This is a genomic window from Gordonia aquimaris (genome assembly GCF_026262595.1).
In the GTDB taxonomy this organism is placed as follows: domain Bacteria; phylum Actinomycetota; class Actinomycetes; order Mycobacteriales; family Mycobacteriaceae; genus Gordonia; species Gordonia tangerina.
This window is the reverse complement of record NZ_JAPKFM010000039.1, coordinates 1-20,370: the sequence shown is the minus strand read 5'-3', so window position 1 is coordinate 20,370 and position 20,370 is coordinate 1. Positions and strand designations below refer to the sequence as shown.

19 protein-coding genes and 1 tRNA gene are annotated in these 20,370 nt (G+C 66.8%); 8 read left to right on the top strand and 12 right to left on the bottom strand.

Annotated elements, in window-relative coordinates:
- Positions 1–51 precede the first annotated feature (51 nt).
- Positions 52–945 (top strand): PAC2 family protein, encoded by an 894-nt coding sequence (locus OSB52_RS23525; RefSeq protein WP_235724840.1) that lies wholly within the window; start codon positions 52–54, stop codon positions 943–945.
- A 258-nt stretch (positions 946–1,203) separates the two neighbouring features.
- Here OSB52_RS23525 and OSB52_RS23520 read toward each other — a convergent pair whose 3' ends face one another.
- From OSB52_RS23520 to OSB52_RS23495, 6 genes are all read right to left on the bottom strand, one after another.
- A complete protein-coding gene (locus OSB52_RS23520; RefSeq protein WP_235724842.1) occupies positions 1,204–1,512 on the bottom strand; it encodes a hypothetical protein in 309 nt (102 codons plus the stop codon).
- Positions 1,513–1,635: 123 nt separating this feature from the next.
- Positions 1,636–2,877: a cysteine--1-D-myo-inosityl 2-amino-2-deoxy-alpha-D-glucopyranoside ligase gene (gene mshC, locus OSB52_RS23515; protein WP_235724844.1), complete on the bottom strand. Its 1,242-nt coding sequence runs from the start codon at positions 2,875–2,877 to the stop codon at positions 1,636–1,638.
- A gap of 69 nt (positions 2,878–2,946) precedes the next feature.
- Complete coding sequence (locus OSB52_RS23510; protein ID WP_372475157.1) at positions 2,947–3,867, bottom strand: SCO1664 family protein; 921 nt, start codon at positions 3,865–3,867, stop codon at positions 2,947–2,949.
- Position 3,868: 1 nt separating this feature from the next.
- Complete coding sequence (locus OSB52_RS23505; RefSeq protein ID WP_235724845.1) at positions 3,869–4,552, bottom strand: DUF3090 domain-containing protein; 684 nt, start codon at positions 4,550–4,552, stop codon at positions 3,869–3,871.
- A gap of 25 nt (positions 4,553–4,577) precedes the next feature.
- A complete protein-coding gene (locus OSB52_RS23500; protein ID WP_266063736.1) occupies positions 4,578–5,363 on the bottom strand; it encodes an MSMEG_4193 family putative phosphomutase in 786 nt (261 codons plus the stop codon).
- 43 nt (positions 5,364–5,406) lie between these two features.
- Complete coding sequence (locus tag OSB52_RS23495; RefSeq protein WP_235724847.1) at positions 5,407–6,249, bottom strand: undecaprenyl-diphosphate phosphatase; 843 nt, start codon at positions 6,247–6,249, stop codon at positions 5,407–5,409.
- A gap of 138 nt (positions 6,250–6,387) precedes the next feature.
- On the opposite strand from OSB52_RS23495, the gene OSB52_RS23490 reads away from it, so the two are divergent.
- From OSB52_RS23490 to OSB52_RS23480, 3 genes are read left to right on the top strand one after another with little or no spacing between them, the layout of a single operon-like run.
- A complete protein-coding gene (locus tag OSB52_RS23490; RefSeq protein ID WP_372475158.1) occupies positions 6,388–7,458 on the top strand; it encodes a YncE family protein in 1,071 nt (356 codons plus the stop codon).
- A gap of 2 nt (positions 7,459–7,460) precedes the next feature.
- On the top strand, positions 7,461–7,769 hold the full coding sequence (locus OSB52_RS23485) for a DUF5703 family protein (RefSeq protein ID WP_235724850.1): 309 nt from the start codon (positions 7,461–7,463) through the stop codon (positions 7,767–7,769).
- Positions 7,763–8,869, top strand: a complete 1,107-nt coding sequence (locus OSB52_RS23480; RefSeq protein WP_266063735.1) for a quinone-dependent dihydroorotate dehydrogenase — start codon at positions 7,763–7,765, stop codon at positions 8,867–8,869. The genes OSB52_RS23485 and OSB52_RS23480 overlap by 7 nt, the downstream gene beginning before the upstream one ends.
- Before the next feature lie 63 nt (positions 8,870–8,932).
- Here OSB52_RS23480 and OSB52_RS23475 read toward each other — a convergent pair whose 3' ends face one another.
- Both OSB52_RS23475 and OSB52_RS23470 read right to left on the bottom strand, forming a co-directional pair.
- Positions 8,933–9,475, bottom strand: a complete 543-nt coding sequence (locus OSB52_RS23475; protein WP_266063734.1) for a YbhB/YbcL family Raf kinase inhibitor-like protein — start codon at positions 9,473–9,475, stop codon at positions 8,933–8,935.
- 37 nt (positions 9,476–9,512) lie between these two features.
- On the bottom strand, positions 9,513–10,859 hold the full coding sequence (locus OSB52_RS23470) for a M20/M25/M40 family metallo-hydrolase (protein WP_266063733.1): 1,347 nt from the start codon (positions 10,857–10,859) through the stop codon (positions 9,513–9,515).
- Positions 10,860–10,927: 68 nt separating this feature from the next.
- Between OSB52_RS23470 and OSB52_RS23465 the strand changes: the two genes are divergently transcribed.
- Positions 10,928–11,016: transfer RNA gene (locus OSB52_RS23465), tRNA-Leu, on the top strand.
- 54 nt (positions 11,017–11,070) lie between these two features.
- On the opposite strand, the gene OSB52_RS23460 is transcribed toward OSB52_RS23465, so the two are convergent.
- Positions 11,071–12,030: a mechanosensitive ion channel family protein gene (locus OSB52_RS23460; RefSeq protein WP_235724855.1), complete on the bottom strand. Its 960-nt coding sequence runs from the start codon at positions 12,028–12,030 to the stop codon at positions 11,071–11,073.
- A gap of 173 nt (positions 12,031–12,203) precedes the next feature.
- Here OSB52_RS23460 and OSB52_RS23455 point away from each other — a divergent pair, with 173 nt between their 5' ends.
- Together OSB52_RS23455 and OSB52_RS23450 are read left to right on the top strand one after the other, a co-directional pair.
- Positions 12,204–13,265: a nucleoside hydrolase gene (locus tag OSB52_RS23455; protein ID WP_277615380.1), complete on the top strand. Its 1,062-nt coding sequence runs from the start codon at positions 12,204–12,206 to the stop codon at positions 13,263–13,265.
- Between the two features lie 27 nt (positions 13,266–13,292).
- Positions 13,293–14,243 carry an LLM class F420-dependent oxidoreductase gene (locus OSB52_RS23450; RefSeq protein ID WP_235724857.1) on the top strand — a complete coding sequence of 317 codons (951 nt, stop codon included), beginning with the start codon at positions 13,293–13,295 and terminating at the stop codon, positions 14,241–14,243.
- Positions 14,244–14,279: 36 nt separating this feature from the next.
- Here the strand turns inward: OSB52_RS23450 and meaB are convergent, their stop codons facing one another.
- Genes meaB through OSB52_RS23435 form a run of 3 tightly spaced genes read right to left on the bottom strand, consistent with a single transcriptional unit; the run spans position 14,280 to position 19,494 of the window.
- Positions 14,280–15,305, bottom strand: a complete 1,026-nt coding sequence (gene meaB / locus OSB52_RS23445) for a methylmalonyl Co-A mutase-associated GTPase MeaB (RefSeq protein WP_266063731.1) — start codon at positions 15,303–15,305, stop codon at positions 14,280–14,282.
- Positions 15,302–17,581: a methylmalonyl-CoA mutase gene (gene scpA / locus OSB52_RS23440; protein ID WP_266063730.1), complete on the bottom strand. Its 2,280-nt coding sequence runs from the start codon at positions 17,579–17,581 to the stop codon at positions 15,302–15,304. The genes meaB and scpA overlap by 4 nt, the downstream gene beginning before the upstream one ends.
- On the bottom strand, positions 17,578–19,494 hold the full coding sequence (locus tag OSB52_RS23435; protein WP_266063729.1) for a methylmalonyl-CoA mutase family protein: 1,917 nt from the start codon (positions 19,492–19,494) through the stop codon (positions 17,578–17,580). The genes scpA and OSB52_RS23435 overlap by 4 nt, the downstream gene beginning before the upstream one ends.
- Positions 19,495–19,619: 125 nt before the next feature.
- Between OSB52_RS23435 and OSB52_RS23430 the strand changes: the two genes are divergently transcribed.
- On the top strand, positions 19,620–20,345 hold the full coding sequence (locus tag OSB52_RS23430; RefSeq protein WP_266063728.1) for a TVP38/TMEM64 family protein: 726 nt from the start codon (positions 19,620–19,622) through the stop codon (positions 20,343–20,345).
- Positions 20,346–20,370 lie beyond the last annotated feature (25 nt).

Genomic DNA, 20,370 nt, shown 5'->3' with positions numbered 1-20,370 from the left:
GGATGACAGCGTAGTTCGCCCTCTCTCGGGGTTCGGTCGTAGGCTGGTTCAGTGAACGCTGAGCAGAGGTCGAACCTTCCCCAGCTGCGCAGGCCTGTGTTGTTGGCCGCGTTCGAGGGGTGGAACGACGCCGGGGACGCGGCGAGCAGCGCCATCGAGCATCTGGCGCTGACCTGGGATGCCGTCTCGTTGGCCGACATCGATTCCGACGACTACTACGACTTCCAGGTCAACCGGCCGATCGTCAAGCAGATCGATGGGGTGACCCGCCGGATCGATTGGCCCACCACGTCCGTCTCGTATTGCACCCCCCAGGGTGCGGACCGTGACATCGTACTCGTTCGCGGGATCGAACCGAACATGCGTTGGCGCGGCTTCTGCGCGGAGATCGTCGACCTCGCCCGCGACCTCGAGGTGGAGACGACGGTGATGCTCGGCGCGCTGCTTGCCGACACCCCTCATACGCGTCCGGTACCGGTCACCGGCGCCGCCTACAGCAGTGAATCCGCGGCACGGTTCAACCTCGCCGAAAGCCGCTACGAGGGTCCCACCGGGATCACCGGGGTGCTGCAGGACCTGTTCGTGCAGGCGGGGCTGCCGGCGGTGTCCTTCTGGGCCGCCGTCCCGCACTACGTGTCGACGCCACCCAACCCCAAGGCGACTGTGGCCTTGCTCAACCGTGTCGAGGAGGTCCTCGACATCGAGGTACCGCTGGGTACGTTGCCCGAGCAGGCCGAGGAGTGGGAACAGGCGGTCACCGAGATGACCGAGGACGACGAGGACATCGCCGACTACGTCCGGGGACTCGAGGAGCGCGGGGACGCGGAGATGGACGCCGATGAGGTGATGGCGAAGATCGACGGCGATGCGCTCGCCGCCGAGTTCGAGCGGTACCTCAAGCGCCGTGGCCCGGGCCCGGGTTCGGGGCCTGGCTCGTTCCGGTGATCGGTGCGGGGGCTCGGTGCGGGGGTCTCGATACGCTGCTCGGCTAGCGCCTCGCAGCTACTCGACCAGCAGAAAGAGGGTCCTCGGCCAGCAGAAAGAGGGTCCTCAACCAGCAGAAAGAGGATCCTCAACCAGCAGAAAGAGGATCCTCGGCCAGCAGAAAGAGGGTCCTCGGCCAGCAGAAAGAGGGTCCTCAACCTGCAGGAAGAGGGTCCTCGGCCATCAGAAGGAGCCGAGCACGATCCGGCAGAATCCCGTTCAGCCGATGCGCTCGATGGACACCACCGGAGTGGTGATCCGCCAGGTCCGCACGTCCGGATCGTCGGCGGCGCGCACCCAGAATTGGGCGGACTCGCCGATCCGGCACGATTTCACACCCAGCAGCGGGATGTCCTCGGAGTCTCGCCGCAGTCGGCTGACGGCCCATTCCTCGCTGTCAGTGCCGCCGACGCCGGGGGCTCGGAGAAGGGTCATCTCCTCGAAATCCAGCAGATAGGTCGAGGTACGGGTCACCACCGTCCAAACGCCCGCGGTGGTCTCGGGTGCGATCTCCTGCGTGCGTGCCACGGGAGAACCTTACAAGGCAATGCCGGGCAATTCGCCGGGGGTGTTTGCCCAGGCGGGGAGAAAGTGCCGTGAATCCGAGTCGCCTTTCGACCCGAATCAGCGGCACAATGCGCGGCCGGTCGCCTACGTGAGGTCGACGCCGAGGAGTGCGTCGACGGCCCGCGCCATGTCCGCCGGCGCCTGGGCCGAGCTGCCGAGACCGAGGTCGACATCGCTGCACCAGGCATCGATCGCGGCCAGCGCTTTCGGGGTGTCAAGGTCGTCGGCCAGATGCTGACGCACGCGGGCGATGGTCGACGCGGCATCGGGACCGTTCGGAGCGGTCACCGCCGCCCGCCAGCGACGCAGGCGCTCGCGGGCCGCATCCAGAACGCCGTCGGTCCACATCCGATCGCCACGATAGTGCTCCGACAACAACGCCAGCCGCACCGCGGCCGGATCCACCCCGTCACGGCGTAGGTGCGAGACGAACACCAGATTGCCGCGACTCTTCGACATCTTCTCGCCGTCGAGGCCGACCATCCCGGTGTGGACGTAGTGCCGGGCAAACCGCCGGGAATCGGTCAGGGCCTCACCGTGCGCGGCCGAGAACTCATGATGCGGGAAAATCAGATCGTTGCCACCGCCCTGAATGTCGAACTCGACACCGAGCCGGTTCAACGCGATGGCCGAGCACTCGATGTGCCAGCCTGGTCGCCCCGGGCCATGCGGCGAATCCCACGACGGTTCACCGGGACGCGCCGCGCGCCACAGCAACGCGTCGAGCGGATCGCGCTTTCCGGCTCGGTCGGGATCTCCACCACGCTCGGCGAAAAAGCGGTCCATCGTGGCGCGGTCATATCCGGACTCGTATCCGAACTGCTCGGTGGCATCGACCCGGAAGTACACGTCGGGGTACTCGGCGTCGTCGACGACATACGCCGCGCCGGAGGCGAGCAGTTTGTCAACCACCTCGATCACCTCATCGACGGATTCCACGGCCCCGATGTAGTCACGCGGCGGCAAGACCCGAAGGGCGGACATGTCCTCACGGAACAACTGGGTCTCCCGCGCCCCGAGGTCACGCCAATCGACACCGTCCCGGTCGGCTCGCTCGAACAGCGGGTCGTCGACGTCGGTGACGTTCTGCACATAGTGCACGTCGTGGCCCAGATCGCGCAACACCCGGTTCACCACGTCGAAGGTCACGTAGGTGGCGGCGTGGCCCAGGTGGGTCGCGTCATACGGGGTGATCCCGCACACGTACATGGTCGCGGTGGCGCCGGGGCTGACCGGGCGGACTTGTGCATCGGAGGTGTCATGAAGACGAAGTGCCGGCCCGGTACCCGGGATCACCGGCAGGGCGGGGTCAGGCCAAGACTGCATGGGTCCACTGTATTGGCCCGCCGATTCCGACCGTGAGCCCGGCCTGATCAGCCAGGTGAACAGGACCGTTCAGAACGGCGGCCAGGGAATGGGTCGGTGTCCCGGTGGGTGCGGCATCGTGCCGCGGGTCGCGAGCTCTGTCACTCGCTCGGCCAGCGCGATGATCTCGATCTCGGTGATGTGTTCACCCAGCTCTGTGGTCACCGGGTGATCAGACGTGGCCAGGTGATCGGCGAGGCCGGCGAGGTCGGCGACCAGGTGCCCGGGAATGGTCTCGCCGGCCCATCCCCACAGGACCGTGCGCAGTTTGTCGTCGGAATGCAGACAGATCCCGTGGTCCACCCCGTACACACCGCCGTCGAGTCCCTCCAGAACGTGCCCGCCCTTGCGGTCGGCGTTGTTGAGGATGACGTCGAGGACCGCCATCCGCTGCAATCGTGGGTCGTCGGCGTGCACCAGCACCACCGGTTCGCCCATCCCGTCCAGCGCCCGCACGATCGGCCGATATCCGACCGGCACCGTATCGGCCGGGCACAGATCCACGAGGTCGACCTTGGGAGTGGGCAACTCCTGCGCCGGATCGTGTCGGGTGCCGGGATCGGAGTTGTCTGCGGTGAGCACCCAGCGCTGCACCATCCCCCGGCCCAGCGGGCCGTCGCGATACACGGTGGTCGGGATGACCTGCCAGCCGAGCGCGTCGGAGATCAAGAAGGACGCCACCTCCCGGCCGGCGAGCGTGCCGTCCGGAAAATCCCACAACGGCACCTCGCCACGTTCCGGCTTGTAGACACAGCGCACCTCGGCGCCGTCGAGGACGGCATCGCACACCAGGGTTGCATTGCTCGCGGTGGGGATGCGTCCCAGAATGACCAGCTCGCCGTCGCGCAACGGGTCTGCAGTGGGGATGGTGGGCGCATCGCCGCGCGGCGTTGAAGTCGAGCGCGCCTCCGCCTGGCCACCGCCCGCATCTGTCGGTTCGCCGACGGTCACATCAGTCCTGGTTGTCCGAGCCGGGGTCGGCCTCGTCGTCCGGATCGGTCTCCAGGTAGTCCGTGTCATCCTGCATCGCCAGGTTCCGGAACACGTCGGGGTCGACGAAGTCCAGCGACTTGGACAGCTCCGCACCTCGCTTGTATCCGTTGGTGCGCACACAGAGATGCCCGTCCGGATCCAGTGGCTCATGACAGAGTGGGCACGGCTGACGCCCCGCCGAAATGACCCTCGAGGACCGAGCAGCGAACTCCCGGGCTGCGTCGGTGGTCAGGAACACACGGACCGCGTCGGGCCCCTCATCGGTGTCGTCCAGAACGACACTCTCGTCGAATTCGCCCTCGGTGATCGCGAGCAACTCCACCACGACGGCTTCGGACTCGGCATCCCATCCGAGTCCCATGGTGCCCACCCGGAACTCGGCGTCGACCGGCATCACCAGCGGGCTCAGGTCACCGACGCGCTCGATCTCCGGCGGCACCGGTGTCCCGAATCGTCGGTGGATCTCCTCGAGCAACGCACCGATACGGTCCGCCAGGATCGCGACCTGTTGCTTCTCCAGCAACACACTGATGATCCGGCTCTCGTGTACGGCCTGGAGGTAGAACGTCCGGTCCCCCGGCTGACCGACGGTGCCGGCGACGAATCGATCCGGACTGCGGAACACGTGAATCGCGCGTGACATCACACCTCCTTGACTGTCTGGTCCATTATCCGCGCGCCAGCGAGGTCTCGTCAGCGTGGGCGTCGCGGTGGTGGCCGTCGACGCCGGTGGCGCCACCCACCACCGCGTCTTCGGCCGCCGCAGCCTCCCCCGTGTGATGCTCCGGTGAGTCCACGGGTCGTTTCGGTGGGGCGGGCACCGACAGTACGGCGGTGGAGTTGACCGTGTGCACATAGGGCCGGGTGGAGCCGTAACGGATGACGCTGATCGATGCGGGTTCGACGACGACGCGCTGGAATGCATCGAGATGTGTCCCCATGGCGTCGGCGATGATCGACTTGATCACGTCTCCGTGCGAGCATGCGATCCACACACCGCTGCCGTCGTCTCCACCGTAGCGACGGTCGAGGTCACGGATGGCGGCGACAGCACGCGACTGCACCGCCGCGAGGCCCTCGCCGTCGGGGAAGACCGCCGCCGACGGTTGCTGCTGCACGGTCTTCCAGAGGGGTTCGGTGACGAGGTCCTTGAGCGGCCGGTTGGTCCACGCCCCGTAGTCGACCTCGGCGAGATCGGGAACCACCACCTCGGGGACGTCACGCCCGAGTTCGGTCTGCAAGGTCGCGAGCAGCGGAGCCACAGTTTGCGCACAGCGCTCCAGCGGCGACCGGGCGACGGCCGCGATCTCGCCGATACAGACGCCGAGACGATCGACCAGAGCCTGTGCTTGGTCGCGGCCCTTGTCGTCGAGACCCACCCCGGGCGTCCGGCCGGCGAGCACCCCCGAAGTGTTGGCGGTCGAACGTCCGTGTCGCACCAGAATCACGGTCATGTCTCAACCATAGGCGTCACCGGCGACCGGTATCGGTCGTGCCTCAGGTCGCGCTGATCACGCCCGCCGACAGCAGACCCATCACGGTGAGTCCGAGGATCACCCGATAGGCGCCGAACCAGTTCATCGAGTGCGAGCTGACAAACCGCAGCAGCCAGGCGATCGATGCGTAGCCGATCACGAACGCGACCAGTGTCGCGACAAGCAGTTGTGGACCGGTCGCTTCCATACCTTCGCCGCTGGGGTCGAAGGCGTCCGGCAGGCTGAACAGTCCGGACGCGGTGACCGCTGGGATGGCGAGCAAGAACGAAAAGCGGAAAGCAGCCTCGCGTTCCAGGCCGAGGAACAGACCGGCGCTCGCGGTGGCGCCCGAGCGCGACACACCCGGGATCAGCGCGAGACACTGGGCCAGACCCATCACCAGGCCGTCTCGCAGGGTGAGTTGCTGCATGGAACGCTGCTTGGTGCCGTAGCGCTCGGCGAGCCAGATCACGCCGGCGAACACGATCAACACCGTGGCGACGAGCCACAGGTTTCGGCCCACGGTGCGGATCTGGTCCTTCAACAGGAAGCCGAGCACACCGATGGGGATCGTCGCGAAGATCACGTACCACCCGATCCGGTAATCCAGTCCGCGCTCGGCGCGATCGGTGAGCCCACGGAACCAGGCCGCCACGATGCGGATGATGTCGCGCGCGAAGTACACAAGAACCGCGGCCTCGGTGCCCAACTGGCTGACCGCGGTGAACGATGCCCCGGCGTCGTCACCGAACATCAACTCGGAGGCGATCCGTAGGTGTCCCGACGACGAGATCGGCAAGAACTCGGTGACGCCCTGCAGCGCGCCGAGCACGATCGCCTGGGCCCAGGTCATGGTGTCGCTCACGGCCGCAGATGCTACGGGAAACCGTGGCCCACACCGTGCCGCCGCACGACCCGAACCCTGGCATCACCGGCGGATCCGGCGCGGTCTGGTCGCCGACCCCGATCATCGGTCCGAGCGGGCCTCCCGCAAGATGGTGGCATGCGTCTGCCGAGATCCACGACCGTGCCCAGACCATCTCCGCAGGTGCAGCGGTCTCGCCTGCGTCTCGGAGCGCTGTGCGTGATCGCGGCGACCGTATTACTGACCGGGTGTGGTTCCGGCGACGACTCGTCGACACCCGATGTGCCCACTGTCACACCGGCGAGCGCGTCGCCCGCCCCGGCCGGCGCGGCGGCCTCCCCCGCCGGCACCGTGGTGGCCACCCCGGTCGGAAGTCGCGGTCTCGCCCTGTCCGGTGACCTCGTCGCAGTCCTCGACCCCGCGGGCACCACAGTGCTGCGCTTGCGGGCGAACGACCCCACCGCGGCCCCGCAGCCTGTCCAGACCCCGGCTCTGGCCAGGCTCATTGGCTCCGGCGACGGCGCCTTTCTCGGGGTGGGTCCCGGGGTCGTCGTCGAAGTGGCCGGCGACGGCACGGTCACGACCACCGAGGTCGACACGAACGACCCGACCGCGCTGGCCCGCACCGCGAACGGCGACGTGCTGGTCGGCACCGCCGACGGGCGTGTGTTGGTACTCGACACCGACCTGTCGCCGGTGCGCGAGATCGACGGATTCGTGCGGGTCGACGACATCACGGTGGCCCCGGACAGCGCCGACCTGTCCAGCGAACAGGTCGTCGTCCTCGACCGCGCACAATCGTCGGTGACCCCCATCAACCTCACCGACGGTGATCTCGGGCCTGCCCTGCGCGCCGGCAACGGTGCGACCAACTCGACGGTCGATCACTTCGGTCGGGTGCTGGTGGCCAACACCCGCGACGGTGAGATCATCGGGTTCTTCGGATCCCCGCTGGTCATGCGATTCCGCTATCCGGTCCCGGGCGGGCCCTACGCCGTAGACTACGACGACGAACGCAACCTGATGTGGGTGTCGACGACGGCGAACAACGAGGTGGTGGCCTATGACCTGTCCGGTGGGGAGCCCGCAGAGATGCGACGGCTCCAGGCGGTCGCCCAACCGGACACCATCGCCGTCGACGACGCCACCGGCACCGTCTACGTGCTTTCGCAGCGAGGTGGTCTCCAGATCATCGGAAACGGTGAGTGACGATGTCGCGTGAGGCCAGGTTCGGTTCGCGCCACCCCCAGGGTTGGGAGGTGTCCACCGACGAGCACGAATGCGTGTTGCTCACCCTGCCGCCGGATGTGACCCGGGTGACCGCATCGATGCGCTTGTCGATCGAGGCCGAGTTCGGGGGGTGGGAACTCAAACGCGTTCGCCGATACTCCGACGGGACTCGCAAGGTGCTCCTGCGGCGGCGCAAACCCCCGCGGGCGCGCGGTGACGGCGAGCCAAACGGCCGACAGCGAACGGTTGGCGTCCCCGGTTACCCCGACTCGGACGCAACCGCATGCTGAGCCGGGTCAACCGCGTCCTGTATCCGCTGGTGCTGCGGGCGATGTTCCTGCTGTCACCGGAGCGCATCCACACAATCGCGGCCCGCATCATCGGGATCACCGGGCGCACTCCGGGACTCCGCGACCTCACGGCCAAGGTGTTCGCCACGCACGATCCGGTTCTGCGTCAGCGCGTTTTCGGCGTCGACTTCCCCGCCCCGCTCGGTCTCGCGGCCGGCTTCGACAAGTCGGCATCAGCGGTGAACGCCTGGGGCCAACTGGGATTCGGCTATGCCGAGATCGGCACCATCACCGGTCGACCTCAGCCCGGAAACCCGACGCCCCGATTGTTTCGTCTACCTGCCGACCGCGCGCTGATCAACCGAATGGGCTTCAACAACCCTGGCGCCACGGTTGCGGCCGCACACCTGGCCGGCCCGCGGCCGGGTCCGATCGCCGTGCCAATCGGGGCCAACATCGGCAAGACCAAGGTCGTCCCGGTTGCGGACGCCGTCGACGATTACCGCTTCAGCGCTCGCGCTTTGGGACCACTGGCCGACTTCGTGGTGGTCAACGTGAGCTCTCCCAACACGCCGGGACTGCGTGACCTGCAGGCCGTCGATTCGCTGCGACCGATCCTGCAGGCCGTCCTCGAGGAGGTCACGGTGCCGGTGCTGGTCAAGATCGCCCCCGACCTCGCCGACGAGGACATCGATCAGGTAGCCGATCTGGCCGTTGAACTCGGGCTGTCGGGGATCGTGGCCACCAACACCACGATCTCCCGCGGCGGGCTGACCTCGCCGGCGGACGAGGTCGCCGCGCTGGGCGCCGGCGGGTTGTCCGGGGCGCCGCTGGCCGACCGTTCCCTGGCTGTCCTGCGTCGTCTGTACGCGCGCACGGGCACCGAGGTCGTGCTGATCAGTGTGGGTGGCATCGAGACCGCCGATCAGGCATGGGAGCGCATCTGCGCGGGCGCGAGCCTGCTGCAGGGTTACACCGGATTCATCTATGGCGGACCGTTGTGGGCCAAAGAGATCCACGAGGGGATCGCACGACGTGTACGTGCCGGTGGCTTCGCATCCTTGGCCGACGCGGTCGGCAGCGACGCCAGCAACTCCTGACCCCGATCTTGTATTACGGACCGGACAGGAGACGCCGGTCCGTACTACGAAAACGACGGGGTGTCAGACGTTTTCCGAGGGCTGTTCGTAGGTACCGACCAGCGTGGCCCGGGCGATCGCGTGCGAAAACAGGTTGAACCCGAGATAGGCGGGTGTGGCGGCCTCGGGAAGTCCCAGCGACTCGACGTCGACCGCGTGCACGACCACGTAATAGCGGTGCGGTCCGTGACCGGGAGGCGGTGCAGCACCGACGAAACGCTTCATCGCCGCGTCGTTGGCCAAGGTGACAGCACCCTGCGGCAATCCGCTTGCGTCCTCATTGCCGGCACCCTCTTCCAGCGAGGTCACCGAGACCGGGATGTCGGCGACCGCCCAGTGCCAGAACCCGGAGGCTGTAGGTGCGTCGGGATCGTACACAGTGACGGCGAAACTCTTGGTGCCGGAAGGAAACCCGGACCAACTCAGCTGCGGCGACAAGTCTTCGCCACCGGCCCCCATCAGGCCACTGACCTGCTTGTTCGGCAAGGGTTGGCCGTCGGTGAAGCTCTGCGACGTCAGTGTGAAACCGGGGAGATTCGGAAGGGAATCGTACGGGTTGGACGACATGGATCACCTTTCTCACGTGAGCGCGGGACGCGCCTGGTCAACTGTGCATCAAGAAGTGTTCGAAGACTCTGGTTCCGAAAACGACCGCATCGACCGGTACCCGCTCGTCGACGCCGTGAAACAGCGCGGCGAAGTCGAGTTCGGGCGGAAGTTGCAGTGGGGCGAAACCGAAGCAGCGGATACCCAGCTTGGCGAATGCCTTCGCATCGGTGCCCCCGGAGAGCATGTAGGGCACCGTTCTGCCCTGGGGATCGTGGGCCAGGATCGCATCGTTCATGGCATCGACGAGGTGGCCGTCGAAGGTCGTCTCGTACGAGTCGAGATGAGTTACCCATTCGCGCGTGACGTTGGGCCCGATCAGCTCGTCGATCTCCTTCTCGAAGGCGGCCTGGCGTCCGGGCAGCACCCGACAGTCGACAACGGCCTCCGCCTTCTGGGGGATCACATTCGCCTTGTAGCCGGCCTTGAGCATCGTCGGGTTCGCAGTGTCCCGCAGGGTTGCGCCGATGATGCGGGCGATGTTGCCGATCTTGAACAACGTGGTGTCCAGGTCAGGGGCGTCGGGCCGCAGGTCGAGGCCGGTCTCCTCACTCACCGCCGCGAGGAACTCGCTGACCGATTCGGTCATGACGAGCGGGAAGGTGTGTCGGCCGATCCGTGCCACTGCCTCGGCGATCTCGGTCACTGCGTTGTCGTCGTGCAGGAACGATCCGTGGCCGGCTTTCGCGCTCGCCGTCAGCCGCATCCAGGACAGACCCTTCTCGGCCGTCTCCACGAGGTAGAGCCTGCGCTGCTCGCCGTCGGGCCGGTCGACGGTCAACGAGAAGCCGCCGACCTCACCGACCGCCTCGGTGATGCCCTCGAAGAGATCGGGACGGTTGTCGACGAGCCAGTGGGCACCCCACGTGCCACCGGCCTCCTCGTCGGCGGTGAACAGGAAGACGAGTTCGCGTGGCGGCACCGTCCCGTCTCGCTTGAACTGTCGGGCCAATGCCAGGGCCATCCCGACCATGTCCTTCATGTCGACGGCGCCGCGACCCCAGATGTAGCCGTCGGAAACCGATCCGGAAAACGGATGCACGCTCCAGTCGGACGGCTCGGCGGGCACCACGTCGAGATGCCCGTGAATCAGAAGAGCGCCGCGCTCGGCGTCCGGCGGGCCGGCCAATCGCGCGAACACGTTGCCGCGTCCCGGACGCCCCGACTCAACATACTGAGTCGTGTAGCCGACCTCTTCGAGTTGTTGTGCGACCCACTTGGCGCACTCTTCCTCACCCCTGGTGGTGTCCGGCTCGCCGGTGTTGGTGGTGTCGAATCGGATGAGTTGACTGACGATGTCGACCACTTCGTCGACTGCGCGGGCACCCGCACGCTGGGAAGTCACACCCCACTCCTACGGGATTTGGGATAGACGGGCAACCTCGGTTAAGGTTGTCCCCGCTGCGAACGCAGGTCCGAGTGGCGGAATGGCAGACGCGCTAGCTTGAGGTGCTAGTGCCCTATTAACGGGCGTGGGGGTTCAAGTCCCCCCTCGGACACCACTAAGAGAACCCCGGTCATCGACCGGGGTTCTCCTGTTCTTCAGGGCGGGCATGTCACGGTGTGCCGTTTCCGTTTCCGAGTAGACCGGCGAGGCGCCCCTTCGGGTACGGCAGCTCGATGCCGTGTTCCTCGTAGGCGCGCAGGATGTCCTTGCGGATGCGCCGCTGCAGCGCCCACTGCGAGTTCGCCTTGGTCTTGAGCGTCATCCGCAGGGTCACCATGTCCGGCGACACCTCCTGCACGCCAAGCATCTCCGGCTGTCCGAGGACGTCGTCGGCGACCTCCGGCGCGGTGACCGACGCGGTGGCGGCCTCGAGCGCCACCTGCTGTGCGAGGTCGATGTCGGCCGACAACGAGACCGGAACCTCAATGCGTGCCACCGCATACTCCTGACTCATGTTGCCAACGCGCAGGATCTCGCCATTACGTACGTACCAGAGCGTGCCGTCGATGTCGCGCAGCGTGGTGATCCGCAGACCGACTGTCTCCACCTCGCCGATCGCCTCTCCGAGGTCGACGATGTCACCGACGCCGTACTGATCCTCCAACAGCATGAACACTCCGGAGACGAAATCTCGGACGAGGTTCTGCGCGCCGAAGCCGATCGCCAACCCGACGACCCCGGCGGATGCGATGAACGGTGCGATGTTGACGCCGAGCACACTGAGGATCGACAGCACCACCCACACGAGCAGGATGATGGACACGGTCGACTTGAGTACCGACCCGATGGTCTGAGCACGCTGCGCACGGCGTTCGGCGGCCGCTGCGCCTCCGCGGACGCCGGCGGGAGTCCGATCACGCAGGTGCCGGATCAGGGGCGGTCTGCGCGACTCCACGGAGGTGTCCGGCGCCGCGGGCTTGGGCCGCCGCGTCATCCGGTCGATGACCCGGTGCAACAGGTAGCGCACGATCAGCGCCACCACCACGTACGCGACGATCCGGATCGGGTTCTCGATCAGCCACTCGCGATTAGTCTCCGTCCATTCGAAAGCGATGAGTTGAGGCGTCATGGCACCGACCGTACGGATGACACGCCGCATGTCCACCACCGACGACGCGCGCACCGCCGTGATCTCGTCGTGACCGGACCAGATGAGGCGAATCTCACGATGTCGGCCCTTCGGCGCGCGCCAGCGAAGGTGGACGACCACTCGCCACAGGCGACAATGGTCACGTGATCCGCATGTTCCTCGACTGTGACACCGGCATCGACGATTCGGTGGCGCTGCTCTATCTGTTGGCACGACGCGACGTCGACGTGGTCGGGATAGCTTCAACCGCCGGAAACGTACCCGTCGATGTGGTGACGGCCAACAATCTCGCGTGGCTCGAGTTGTGCGGCCGGACCGATGTGCCGGTCCATGTGGGTTCGCCGGTACCGCTGGTGGCCGAACTCATGACGACCGAGGACACCCACGGGCCGTTGGGCGTCGGCTACGCCGAACTCCCGGTGGCCACCGCCGGCCCGAGTACCACCGATGCCGCCGATGCGTGGATCGAGGCTGCGGCGACACACCCGGGAGAGCTTATCGGCGTGGTGACCGGACCGCTGACGTCGTTGGCGACCGCGATCCGTCGTGACCCGGCGCTGCCTGGCCGCCTCGCCCGGTTGGTGATCATGGGCGGCGCGTTCCACGTGCACGGCAACACGACGCCGACATCGGAATGGAACATCGCGGTCGACCCGGAGGCGGCCGCCGAGGTGTTCGCGGCGTGTGGTTCGGAGGGTGTCGGCGCCCCGATCGTGTGCCCTCTGGATCTGACGGAGTCGGTGGCGCTCACCCCCGATCATCTCGTCCGACTGGCCGCGGCGGCCGGCAGCGAGCCGGTGGAATGTCCCGATCCCACCGACGAACCAGGATTGCGATCCGTTGCCGACAATGAGGTGATCCGCCACCTGATCGACGCCCTGCGCTTCTATCTCGAGTTCCACCACGCCCACGACGAGGGCTACCTCGCCCACCTGCACGACCCGTTCGCGGTGATGGTGGCACTGGCTCCCGACATCGTGGAGACGGTACCGGCGCGGGTCGACGTCGAGTTGGTCGGAAGGCTCACCCGGGGAATGACCGTCGCCGACGAACGCTCCATGACCGGTGAGCCCAATGCCCGTATCGCCACGTCGACCGACGTCGAGGCCGTGCTCGACGACCTGATCGAGACGATCGGCGGTTTCGCCAAATCGGTTGCCCAATCAGGCAATCCGGGCATCGTGACCGGAGGGGGCATCGATCCGGTGCACTGAGGTCGGGTGCGGGCGTAGCGTCGAGGTGTGACCAGACTCGGCTATCAGATCCCCAATTTCACCTATCCCGGCGTTGCGCCCGACCAGCTGTTCGGCACTGTCGTCGCCCAGGCGGTCGACGCCGAGAACTCGGGCTTCGACACCGTTCTGGTGATGGACCACTTCTACCAGTTGCCCATCCTGGGCGAACCCGACGAGCCGATGTTCGAGTGCTACACGTTGCTGTCGGCGCTCGCTCAGCACACCTCGACGGTTCGTCTGTCGTCGCTGGTGACCGGGAACACCTACCGTAATCCCGCCTTGCTCGCAAAGACGGTCACCGCACTGGACATCGTGTCGGGTGGCCGCGGCCAGCTCGGCATCGGTGCCGGCTGGTTCGAACTCGAACATGATTCCCTCGGTTTCGAGTTCGGCAGCTTCTCCGATCGGTTCGAGAAGCTCGAGGAGTCCTTGCAGATCGTGCTGGGCATGTTCGACGGCGCTCGGCCGAGTCTCGACGGCAAGTGGTATCGCGCGCACGAGGCCGTCAATGTGCCTGCACCGCTGTCAAAGATCCCGGTCATGATCGGCGGCGGCGGTGAGCGTAAGACGTTGCGGTTGGTCGCCCAGTACGCCGACGAGTCGAACCTGATCTGCGCCGTAGAGGACATCGGTCGCAAACTCGAGGCGTTGGCCGGGCACTGTGCACGCCTCGGCCGCGACCGGTCGGAGATCAGCGTCAGCCTCCAGACCTCGGCATGCATCGCACCCACCCACGACGAGGCCGTCGCGGAGTACGAGGCATATCTGGCCCGCAATCCGGCTGCCGAGGTGCGCCGCGGATCCGCCGTCGTCGGCGATCCGGATGAGGTCGGCGCCCGCTACGCCGAGTTGCTGGCCACCGGCGTGGACGGTTTCACCGTCAACGCTCCGGCCAACGGCCACGTGCCCGGGCGGGTGTCACTTCTCGGCCAGACCCTCGCGCCACTCATCAGCTGACACCGCCCCCGCCGGCCGGGCGCTACATTCCGGTGGTCACTCGTCACGCTGATCGAACGCGTCGACGATCTGTTGGGCTGCCAGCGCCGGCGTCAGATCGCCCGTGCGCACCTGCTGCTCGACGTCGCGCCGGATCGCGCGCACCTGCGGGCTGTCGGCCAGGCGCGTCAGCACGAAATCGTTCACCATCGCCCAGGTCCAGTCGATCTGCTGCTGATTTCGGCGGGCCGCGAACTCGCCTGCGTCCGAGAGGGTCTGGTTGTGTTCGCACACCGCGTCCCAGTACTCGGCGACGCCGGTCTGCTCGAGCGCACTCATCGTCAGCACGGGCGGAACCCACAGCGCGTCGTGCGGATAGATGAGTTTCAGCGCGTTCGTCAACTCTCGCGCAGCACCCTTGGCCTCGTTCAGGTGTTTGCCGTCGGCTTTGTTCACCACCACGACGTCGGCGAGTTCCAGCACGCCTTTCTTGATGCCCTGCAACGAATCCCCGGTACGCGCCAGCGTGAGGAAGGTGAAGGTGTCCACCATGTTGGCGACCGTCACCTCCGACTGTCCCACCCCGACGGTCTCGACGAGCACCACGTCGAATCCGGCGGCCTCGACCAGCACGATCGTCTCGCGTGTGGCCTTCGCGACGCCGCCCAGTGTGCCGGAGGTGGGCGATGGGCGGATGTAGGCGTTCGGGTTCGTCGAGAGTCGACCCATTCGGGTCTTGTCTCCGAGGATCGAACCGCCGGTGCGTGTCGACGACGGATCCACCGCCAGGACCGCCACCTTGTGGCCCTGCTCAATGAGATACATCCCGAGCGCTTCGATTGTGGTGGACTTCCCCACCCCCGGGACCCCGGTGATGCCAACGCGAAAAGAACCGCCCGAATGCGGCGTCAGCCGCAGGAGCAAATCCTGTGCCGCTGCCCGATGATCCGGTCGGGTCGACTCCACCAGCGTGATCGCCCGTGCCAGGTCGGCCCGCCGATCATCGAGAACACCCTTTTCGAGTGCATCGATGTCGATCCGCCGACGTGCGGCCGACCTCGCATCGTTGTCGTCGGAGGTCACTCGGCGGCGACCCCGGCAAGTTCATGCCCCAGGCCGGTGGCGAGTTTGGTGACCAGTTCCACCGCCGAGTCAGCGATCACGGTGCCCGGCGGGAAGATCGCCGACGCGCCGGCGGCATAGAGATCGTCGAAATCGCCCGGCGGGATCACGCCACCCACCACGATCATGATGTCCGGTCGTCCCACATCTGCGAGGGCCTGCTTGAGCGCCGGCACCAGGGTCAGGTGTCCGGCCGCAAGCGAGGAGACACCGACGACGTGCACATCGTTGTCCGCCGCCTGCGCGGCGACCTCCTCCGGGGTGGCGAACAGCGGGCCCACGTCGACGTCGAAGCCGAGGTCGGCGAACGCGGTGGCGATCACCTTCTGACCGCGATCGTGACCATCCTGTCCCATCTTGGCGACCAGCACACGAGGCCGACGTCCCTCGGCGTCGGCGAACTGCCGGACGACCTCGGTCGCCGCGTCGACGCTCTTCACCTCGCCCGCCTCATGTCGATACACCCCGCTGATGGTCTTGATCTCTGCCTGATGGCGACCATAGACCTTTTCCATCGCCTCGGAGATCTCACCGACGGTCGCCTGGTGGCGAGCGGCCTCGATGGCCAGGGCCATCAAGTTGTTCTCCAGCCCACCCTCGTCGGACGCCGCCGCGCGGGTGAGATCGGCCAGGGCGGCCTGCACAGCGGTCTCGTCACGCTCGGCACGCAGCCGCTGCAGCTTCTCCAGCTGTTCGGCACGCACCTTCGAGTTCTCGACCTTGAGGACCTCGATCTCCTCGTCGTCGGCGACCTGGTATTTGTTTACGCCGACGAGCGGCTGACGTCCGGAGTCGATACGAGCCTGGGTGCGGGCAGCCGCCTCCTCGATGCGCAACTTCGGCAGCCCCTCGTTGATGGCCTGCGTCATCCCGCCGGTCTCCTCGACCTCACGAATGTGCGCGCGCGCCTTCTGCGCCAGCTGGTGCGTCAACCACTCGACGTAGTTCGAGCCGGCCCACGGGTCGATCGAACGGGTGGTCCCGGATTCCTGCTGCAACAGCAACTGGGTGTTGCGCGCGATGCGGGCCGAGAAGTCGGTGGGCAGCGCGATGGCCTCGTCGAGCGCGTTGGTGTGCAACGACTGGGTGTGCCCCTGTGTCGCCGCCATCGCCTCGACGCACGTGCGCGCGACGTTGTTGAACACGTCCTGCGCGGTCAGCGACCAACCGGAGGTCTGTGAATGTGTACGCAGCGACAGCGATTTCGGATTCTTCGGAGAGAACTCGGCGACCAGCTCGCTCCACAGCAGTCGCGCGGCACGCAGTTTGGCGACCTCCATGAAGAAGTTCATGCCGATACCCCAGAAGAACGACAGCCGCGGCGCGAACTTGTCGATGTCGAGCCCGGCTTCCAGTCCGGCGCGGATGTACTCGACACCGTCGGCGAGGGTGTACGCCAACTCCAGATCGGCGGTCGCACCTGCCTCCTGGATGTGGTAGCCGGAGATGGAGATCGAGTTGAACTTCGGCATCTTCTGGCTGGTGTACTCGAAGATGTTCGAGATGATCCGCATCGACGGCTTCGGCGGATAGATATAGGTGTTGCGGACCATGAACTCTTTGAGGATGTCGTTCTGAATGGTCCCGGCGAGCTTCTCCGGCGGCACCCCCTGTTCCTCTGCCGCAACGACATACAGCGCGAGGATCGGCAACACCGCACCGTTCATCGTCATCGACACCGAGACCGAACCCAGGTCGATGCCGTCGAAGAGTTGACGCATGTCGAGGATCGAGTCGATGGCCACGCCGGCCATGCCCACGTCGCCGGCGACCCGAGGATGATCCGAGTCGTAGCCGCGGTGGGTGGCCAGGTCGAAGGCCACCGACAGGCCCTTCTGGCCGGCCGCCAGGTTGCGGCGGTAAAACGCGTTGGACTCCGCGGCGGTGGAGAACCCGGCGTACTGGCGGATGGTCCACGGCTGGTTGACGTACATCGTCGGGTACGGGCCGCGGATGAACGGCGCCTCGCCTGGGACAGAGTCCACCGGGTAGGGATGCTCGTCGTCGGCGGTCACCGAATCGCGATCGGACCGGGTGTAGATCGGTGCGACATCGATCTGTTCCGGAGTGCTCCAGGTGATCTCGTCGACGGACTGACCCTGCGCCTGCGCCAGACGCTCCAAGGCGGGTCCCCGCGACAGATCGCCACCGGGGGTGGTCGAGTTGAGGTCGACCCCGGCGAAACTCGGTACGGCACCGAAATCCTCGGTGGCGCTGGTTGGTTCGGTCTGGGTCATGATGTCGCTCCCGCCGATGCGTTGGTCAGCTGATCGAGAAGTCCGCGGAGGGTGGCGACGGCATCGATACCGATGCGCAGTGACCCGTCTGGCCGTTGATCATCCGGCCACTCCTTCTCCGGCCCGGCCATCAGGACCGAGGACAGGTCGGTTGCCCGCGCAGCGGCCAGAGCGGCCGCGCCGTCGTCGGCGTAGCGTTGCTTGCTCGCGCACAGGACCGCGATCGAGGCCTGGTGCTCGCGGACCAGTTCGCCGATTTCGTCCGCGCTGACGGGTCCTGGATTGATCGCCGAGATCCCGCCGGCTGCCAGCAGATTGGCGACGAAGGTCGTCCGCGCATTGTGTTCGGCCACCGACCCGAGGGGCAGCATCAGCACCGACGGACGCGCACCGGTAGCGGCCAGGACGCCGTCGGATCGATCCCGCAACTCCTCGAAGACCCGTCCGACCCGTGCGAGCCGTGGCGTGCCCAGCGGTAGGTCTGCGGTGTCCGCGGTCGGCGCACCCAGTGGTTTCTCGTCGAGGTTCGGGAACTCGTTGACGCCGGTCACCGCGATGGTGCGGTGGGCGACCGACTCGTCACGGCGCGCCAAGGAGGCGCCGACGCGTTCGCCGATCCACCCTGACTCGAGAACCCGACGGTAGCCGCCGGCGGCCTCGATCTCACCGAATACCGTCCATGCATTGGCGGCCATCTCGTGGGTGAGGGTCTCGACGAACCAGGAGCCGCCGGCCGGATCGAGCACGCGGCCGATGTTGGACTCCTCCAGCAGCAACAGTTGGGTGTTGCGAGCGATCCGGCGCGAGAAGGTGGCACTGGACGTGCGGTGTTCGGCCGGAATCGCGGCGTCGAAGCCGAGGACGGTGACCTGGTCTGCGCCACCGATTCCGGCTCCGAAGGCCGCGATCGTGGTGCGCAGCATGTTCACCCACGGATCACGCTGAGTCTGCATCGACAGATCCGTGACGGCGTGGGTCGCGGCCGCGCCGGCATCGGGGGCACCGACGACCTCGGCCACGCGCGACCAGATCCTGCGCAGGGCACGGAACTTGGCAATGGTGGCGAACTGGTCGTCACCCGCTGACACGGCGAAGGTGATCTGATTCAGGGCGTCCGCCGCCGACATCCCCGCTGCGGTCAGGTCACGCAGGTGGGTGACCGCAGCGGCGACGATCAGTGCGAGTTCCAGTCCGTGGTCGGCGCCCGCGGTCGCGAAATCGGTGCCGTCCACCCGGAAGGTACGGACGCCCGCGATCGCTTCGGCAGCGATGGCGGTGGCTTCATCGACGTCCACATCGGGTCGGCCGGAGAATGCTGCGGTGAGCGGGGAGAAACCGAATGAAGTGATGGTGGCGACGGTGGGCGTCGGCGCCTCGGGTGCGGCCGAGGCTCGTTGTTGCTGCTCGAGGAGCGCGCGGGCAGCGGCGATGCCATCGGCTCCGGCGTCCACGGTCACCGGAATGAGGTCGAGGTAGACCCCGTCGAGCACGGCATCGAGATCGGTGACGGTCAGCGCACCACCGATACGCAGCCAGAGACCGCTGGTGCCGTTCTCCAGAGCTTCGAGTATCTGCCGATTCACTTCACCCGGCGGGGTGTCGTCATCACCGAACCGCTCGGTGACGCGCCATCCGAGGGTGACGTCGCGGTCGGGGTCCGCACCGCGGACGAACGGAAACCCACCCGGCAGGCCGGACTCAGCGGTCTCGTCCTTGCGCGTATAGAGCGGACGGATACGCAATCCGTCGATGGTTTCGGTCGACAGAAGCTCCTCGGCCGTGGCGGGCAACTCCTCGACGGTCGTCCGTCGAGACTTCGCCACGACCGCGGCTGCAGCCTGTGACCAGGACTGATAGACCTCATCGAGCGACCGGTCGGGCCGGTCGGATGTCGACGCAGTGGTCTGCGACATGGGGCTTGGCACCTCCGTGATGCTCGGGTCGAGCGCGTACCCGACTTTAGCCGAACGCTCGCTCGGCCCACACGGGTGGGCTGTTGTGACAAGGCACACTGCCCCTGCGCAGCTAGAGTGTTGCGGTGCCATCCGAGCCTGCCACCGCCACCCACCGGCGCCCGTCCGACGACGCGGCATCCGGTTCGACGACGCGTCGCCGCATCGATCGGCGGGTGGTGCGCCCCGCGCTCACCCTGACCGCAGTGGTAGCGCTGGTGCTGGTGGGTTCCTACCTGATCCCGATCCCGTCGATCGCCGCAGTCCGGACCTGGGGCGAAGGTCTCGGCCCCGCCTTCGTCTGGGCCTTCTTCGGCGCCTACGCCGCCATCACCGTCTTTCCGATCCCCCGGTCTCCGTTCACCGTCATGTCGGGGATCTTGTTCGGCCCGGTCGTCGGGATCACCGGCGCGATGATCGCCTCGACCGTGTCGGCGATGGTGTCGTTCTGGTTGGTGCGCAGAATCGGCCGCGAGCGGGTACGGCCCTATCTGACCAAGCCGGTGGTGCGCTCGGTGGAATACCGGCTACGCAGGCGGGGCTGGTTGGCCGTGGGGTCACTGCGACTGATCGCCGCCTGCCCGTTCTCCGTGGCCAACTATTGTTCGGCGTTGTCGTCGGTCCGCGCAATTCCCTACCTGTTGGCCACCGTCGTCGGCATGGCTCCCGGGACCGTTGCGGTGGTTCTGCTCGGCGATGCGATGGCCGGGCAACGCAATCCGTTACTGCTCGTGCTCAGCGCGTGTTTCTTCGCGGTCGGCATCACCGGACTGATCCTCGATGCGCGGCTGCCGGTGTCGGCCCCTTCGTGACACTCCGGCTGGCGCCTCGTTCCTC

What these genes read in the sequence shown, in the direction of transcription:
- OSB52_RS23485 (WP_235724850.1), top strand. Translation starts at nt 7,461, where the DNA reads ATGTCGCGTGAGGCCAGGTTCGGTTCGCGCCACCCCCAGGGTTGGGAG.
- OSB52_RS23500 (WP_266063736.1), bottom strand. Translation starts at nt 5,363, where the DNA reads ATGACCGTGATTCTGGTGCGACACGGACGTTCGACCGCCAACACTTCG.
- OSB52_RS23490 (WP_372475158.1), top strand. Translation starts at nt 6,388, where the DNA reads ATGCGTCTGCCGAGATCCACGACCGTGCCCAGACCATCTCCGCAGGTG.
- mshC (WP_235724844.1), bottom strand. Translation starts at nt 2,877, where the DNA reads ATGCAGTCTTGGCCTGACCCCGCCCTGCCGGTGATCCCGGGTACCGGG.
- OSB52_RS23505 (WP_235724845.1), bottom strand. Translation starts at nt 4,552, where the DNA reads ATGTCACGCGCGATTCACGTGTTCCGCAGTCCGGATCGATTCGTCGCC.
- OSB52_RS23455 (WP_277615380.1), top strand. Translation starts at nt 12,204, where the DNA reads ATGTTCCTCGACTGTGACACCGGCATCGACGATTCGGTGGCGCTGCTC.
- OSB52_RS23475 (WP_266063734.1), bottom strand. Translation starts at nt 9,475, where the DNA reads ATGTCGTCCAACCCGTACGATTCCCTTCCGAATCTCCCCGGTTTCACA.
- scpA (WP_266063730.1), bottom strand. Translation starts at nt 17,581, where the DNA reads ATGACCCAGACCGAACCAACCAGCGCCACCGAGGATTTCGGTGCCGTA.
- OSB52_RS23460 (WP_235724855.1), bottom strand. Translation starts at nt 12,030, where the DNA reads ATGACGCCTCAACTCATCGCTTTCGAATGGACGGAGACTAATCGCGAG.
- OSB52_RS23480 (WP_266063735.1), top strand. Translation starts at nt 7,763, where the DNA reads ATGCTGAGCCGGGTCAACCGCGTCCTGTATCCGCTGGTGCTGCGGGCG.
- OSB52_RS23435 (WP_266063729.1), bottom strand. Translation starts at nt 19,494, where the DNA reads ATGTCGCAGACCACTGCGTCGACATCCGACCGGCCCGACCGGTCGCTC.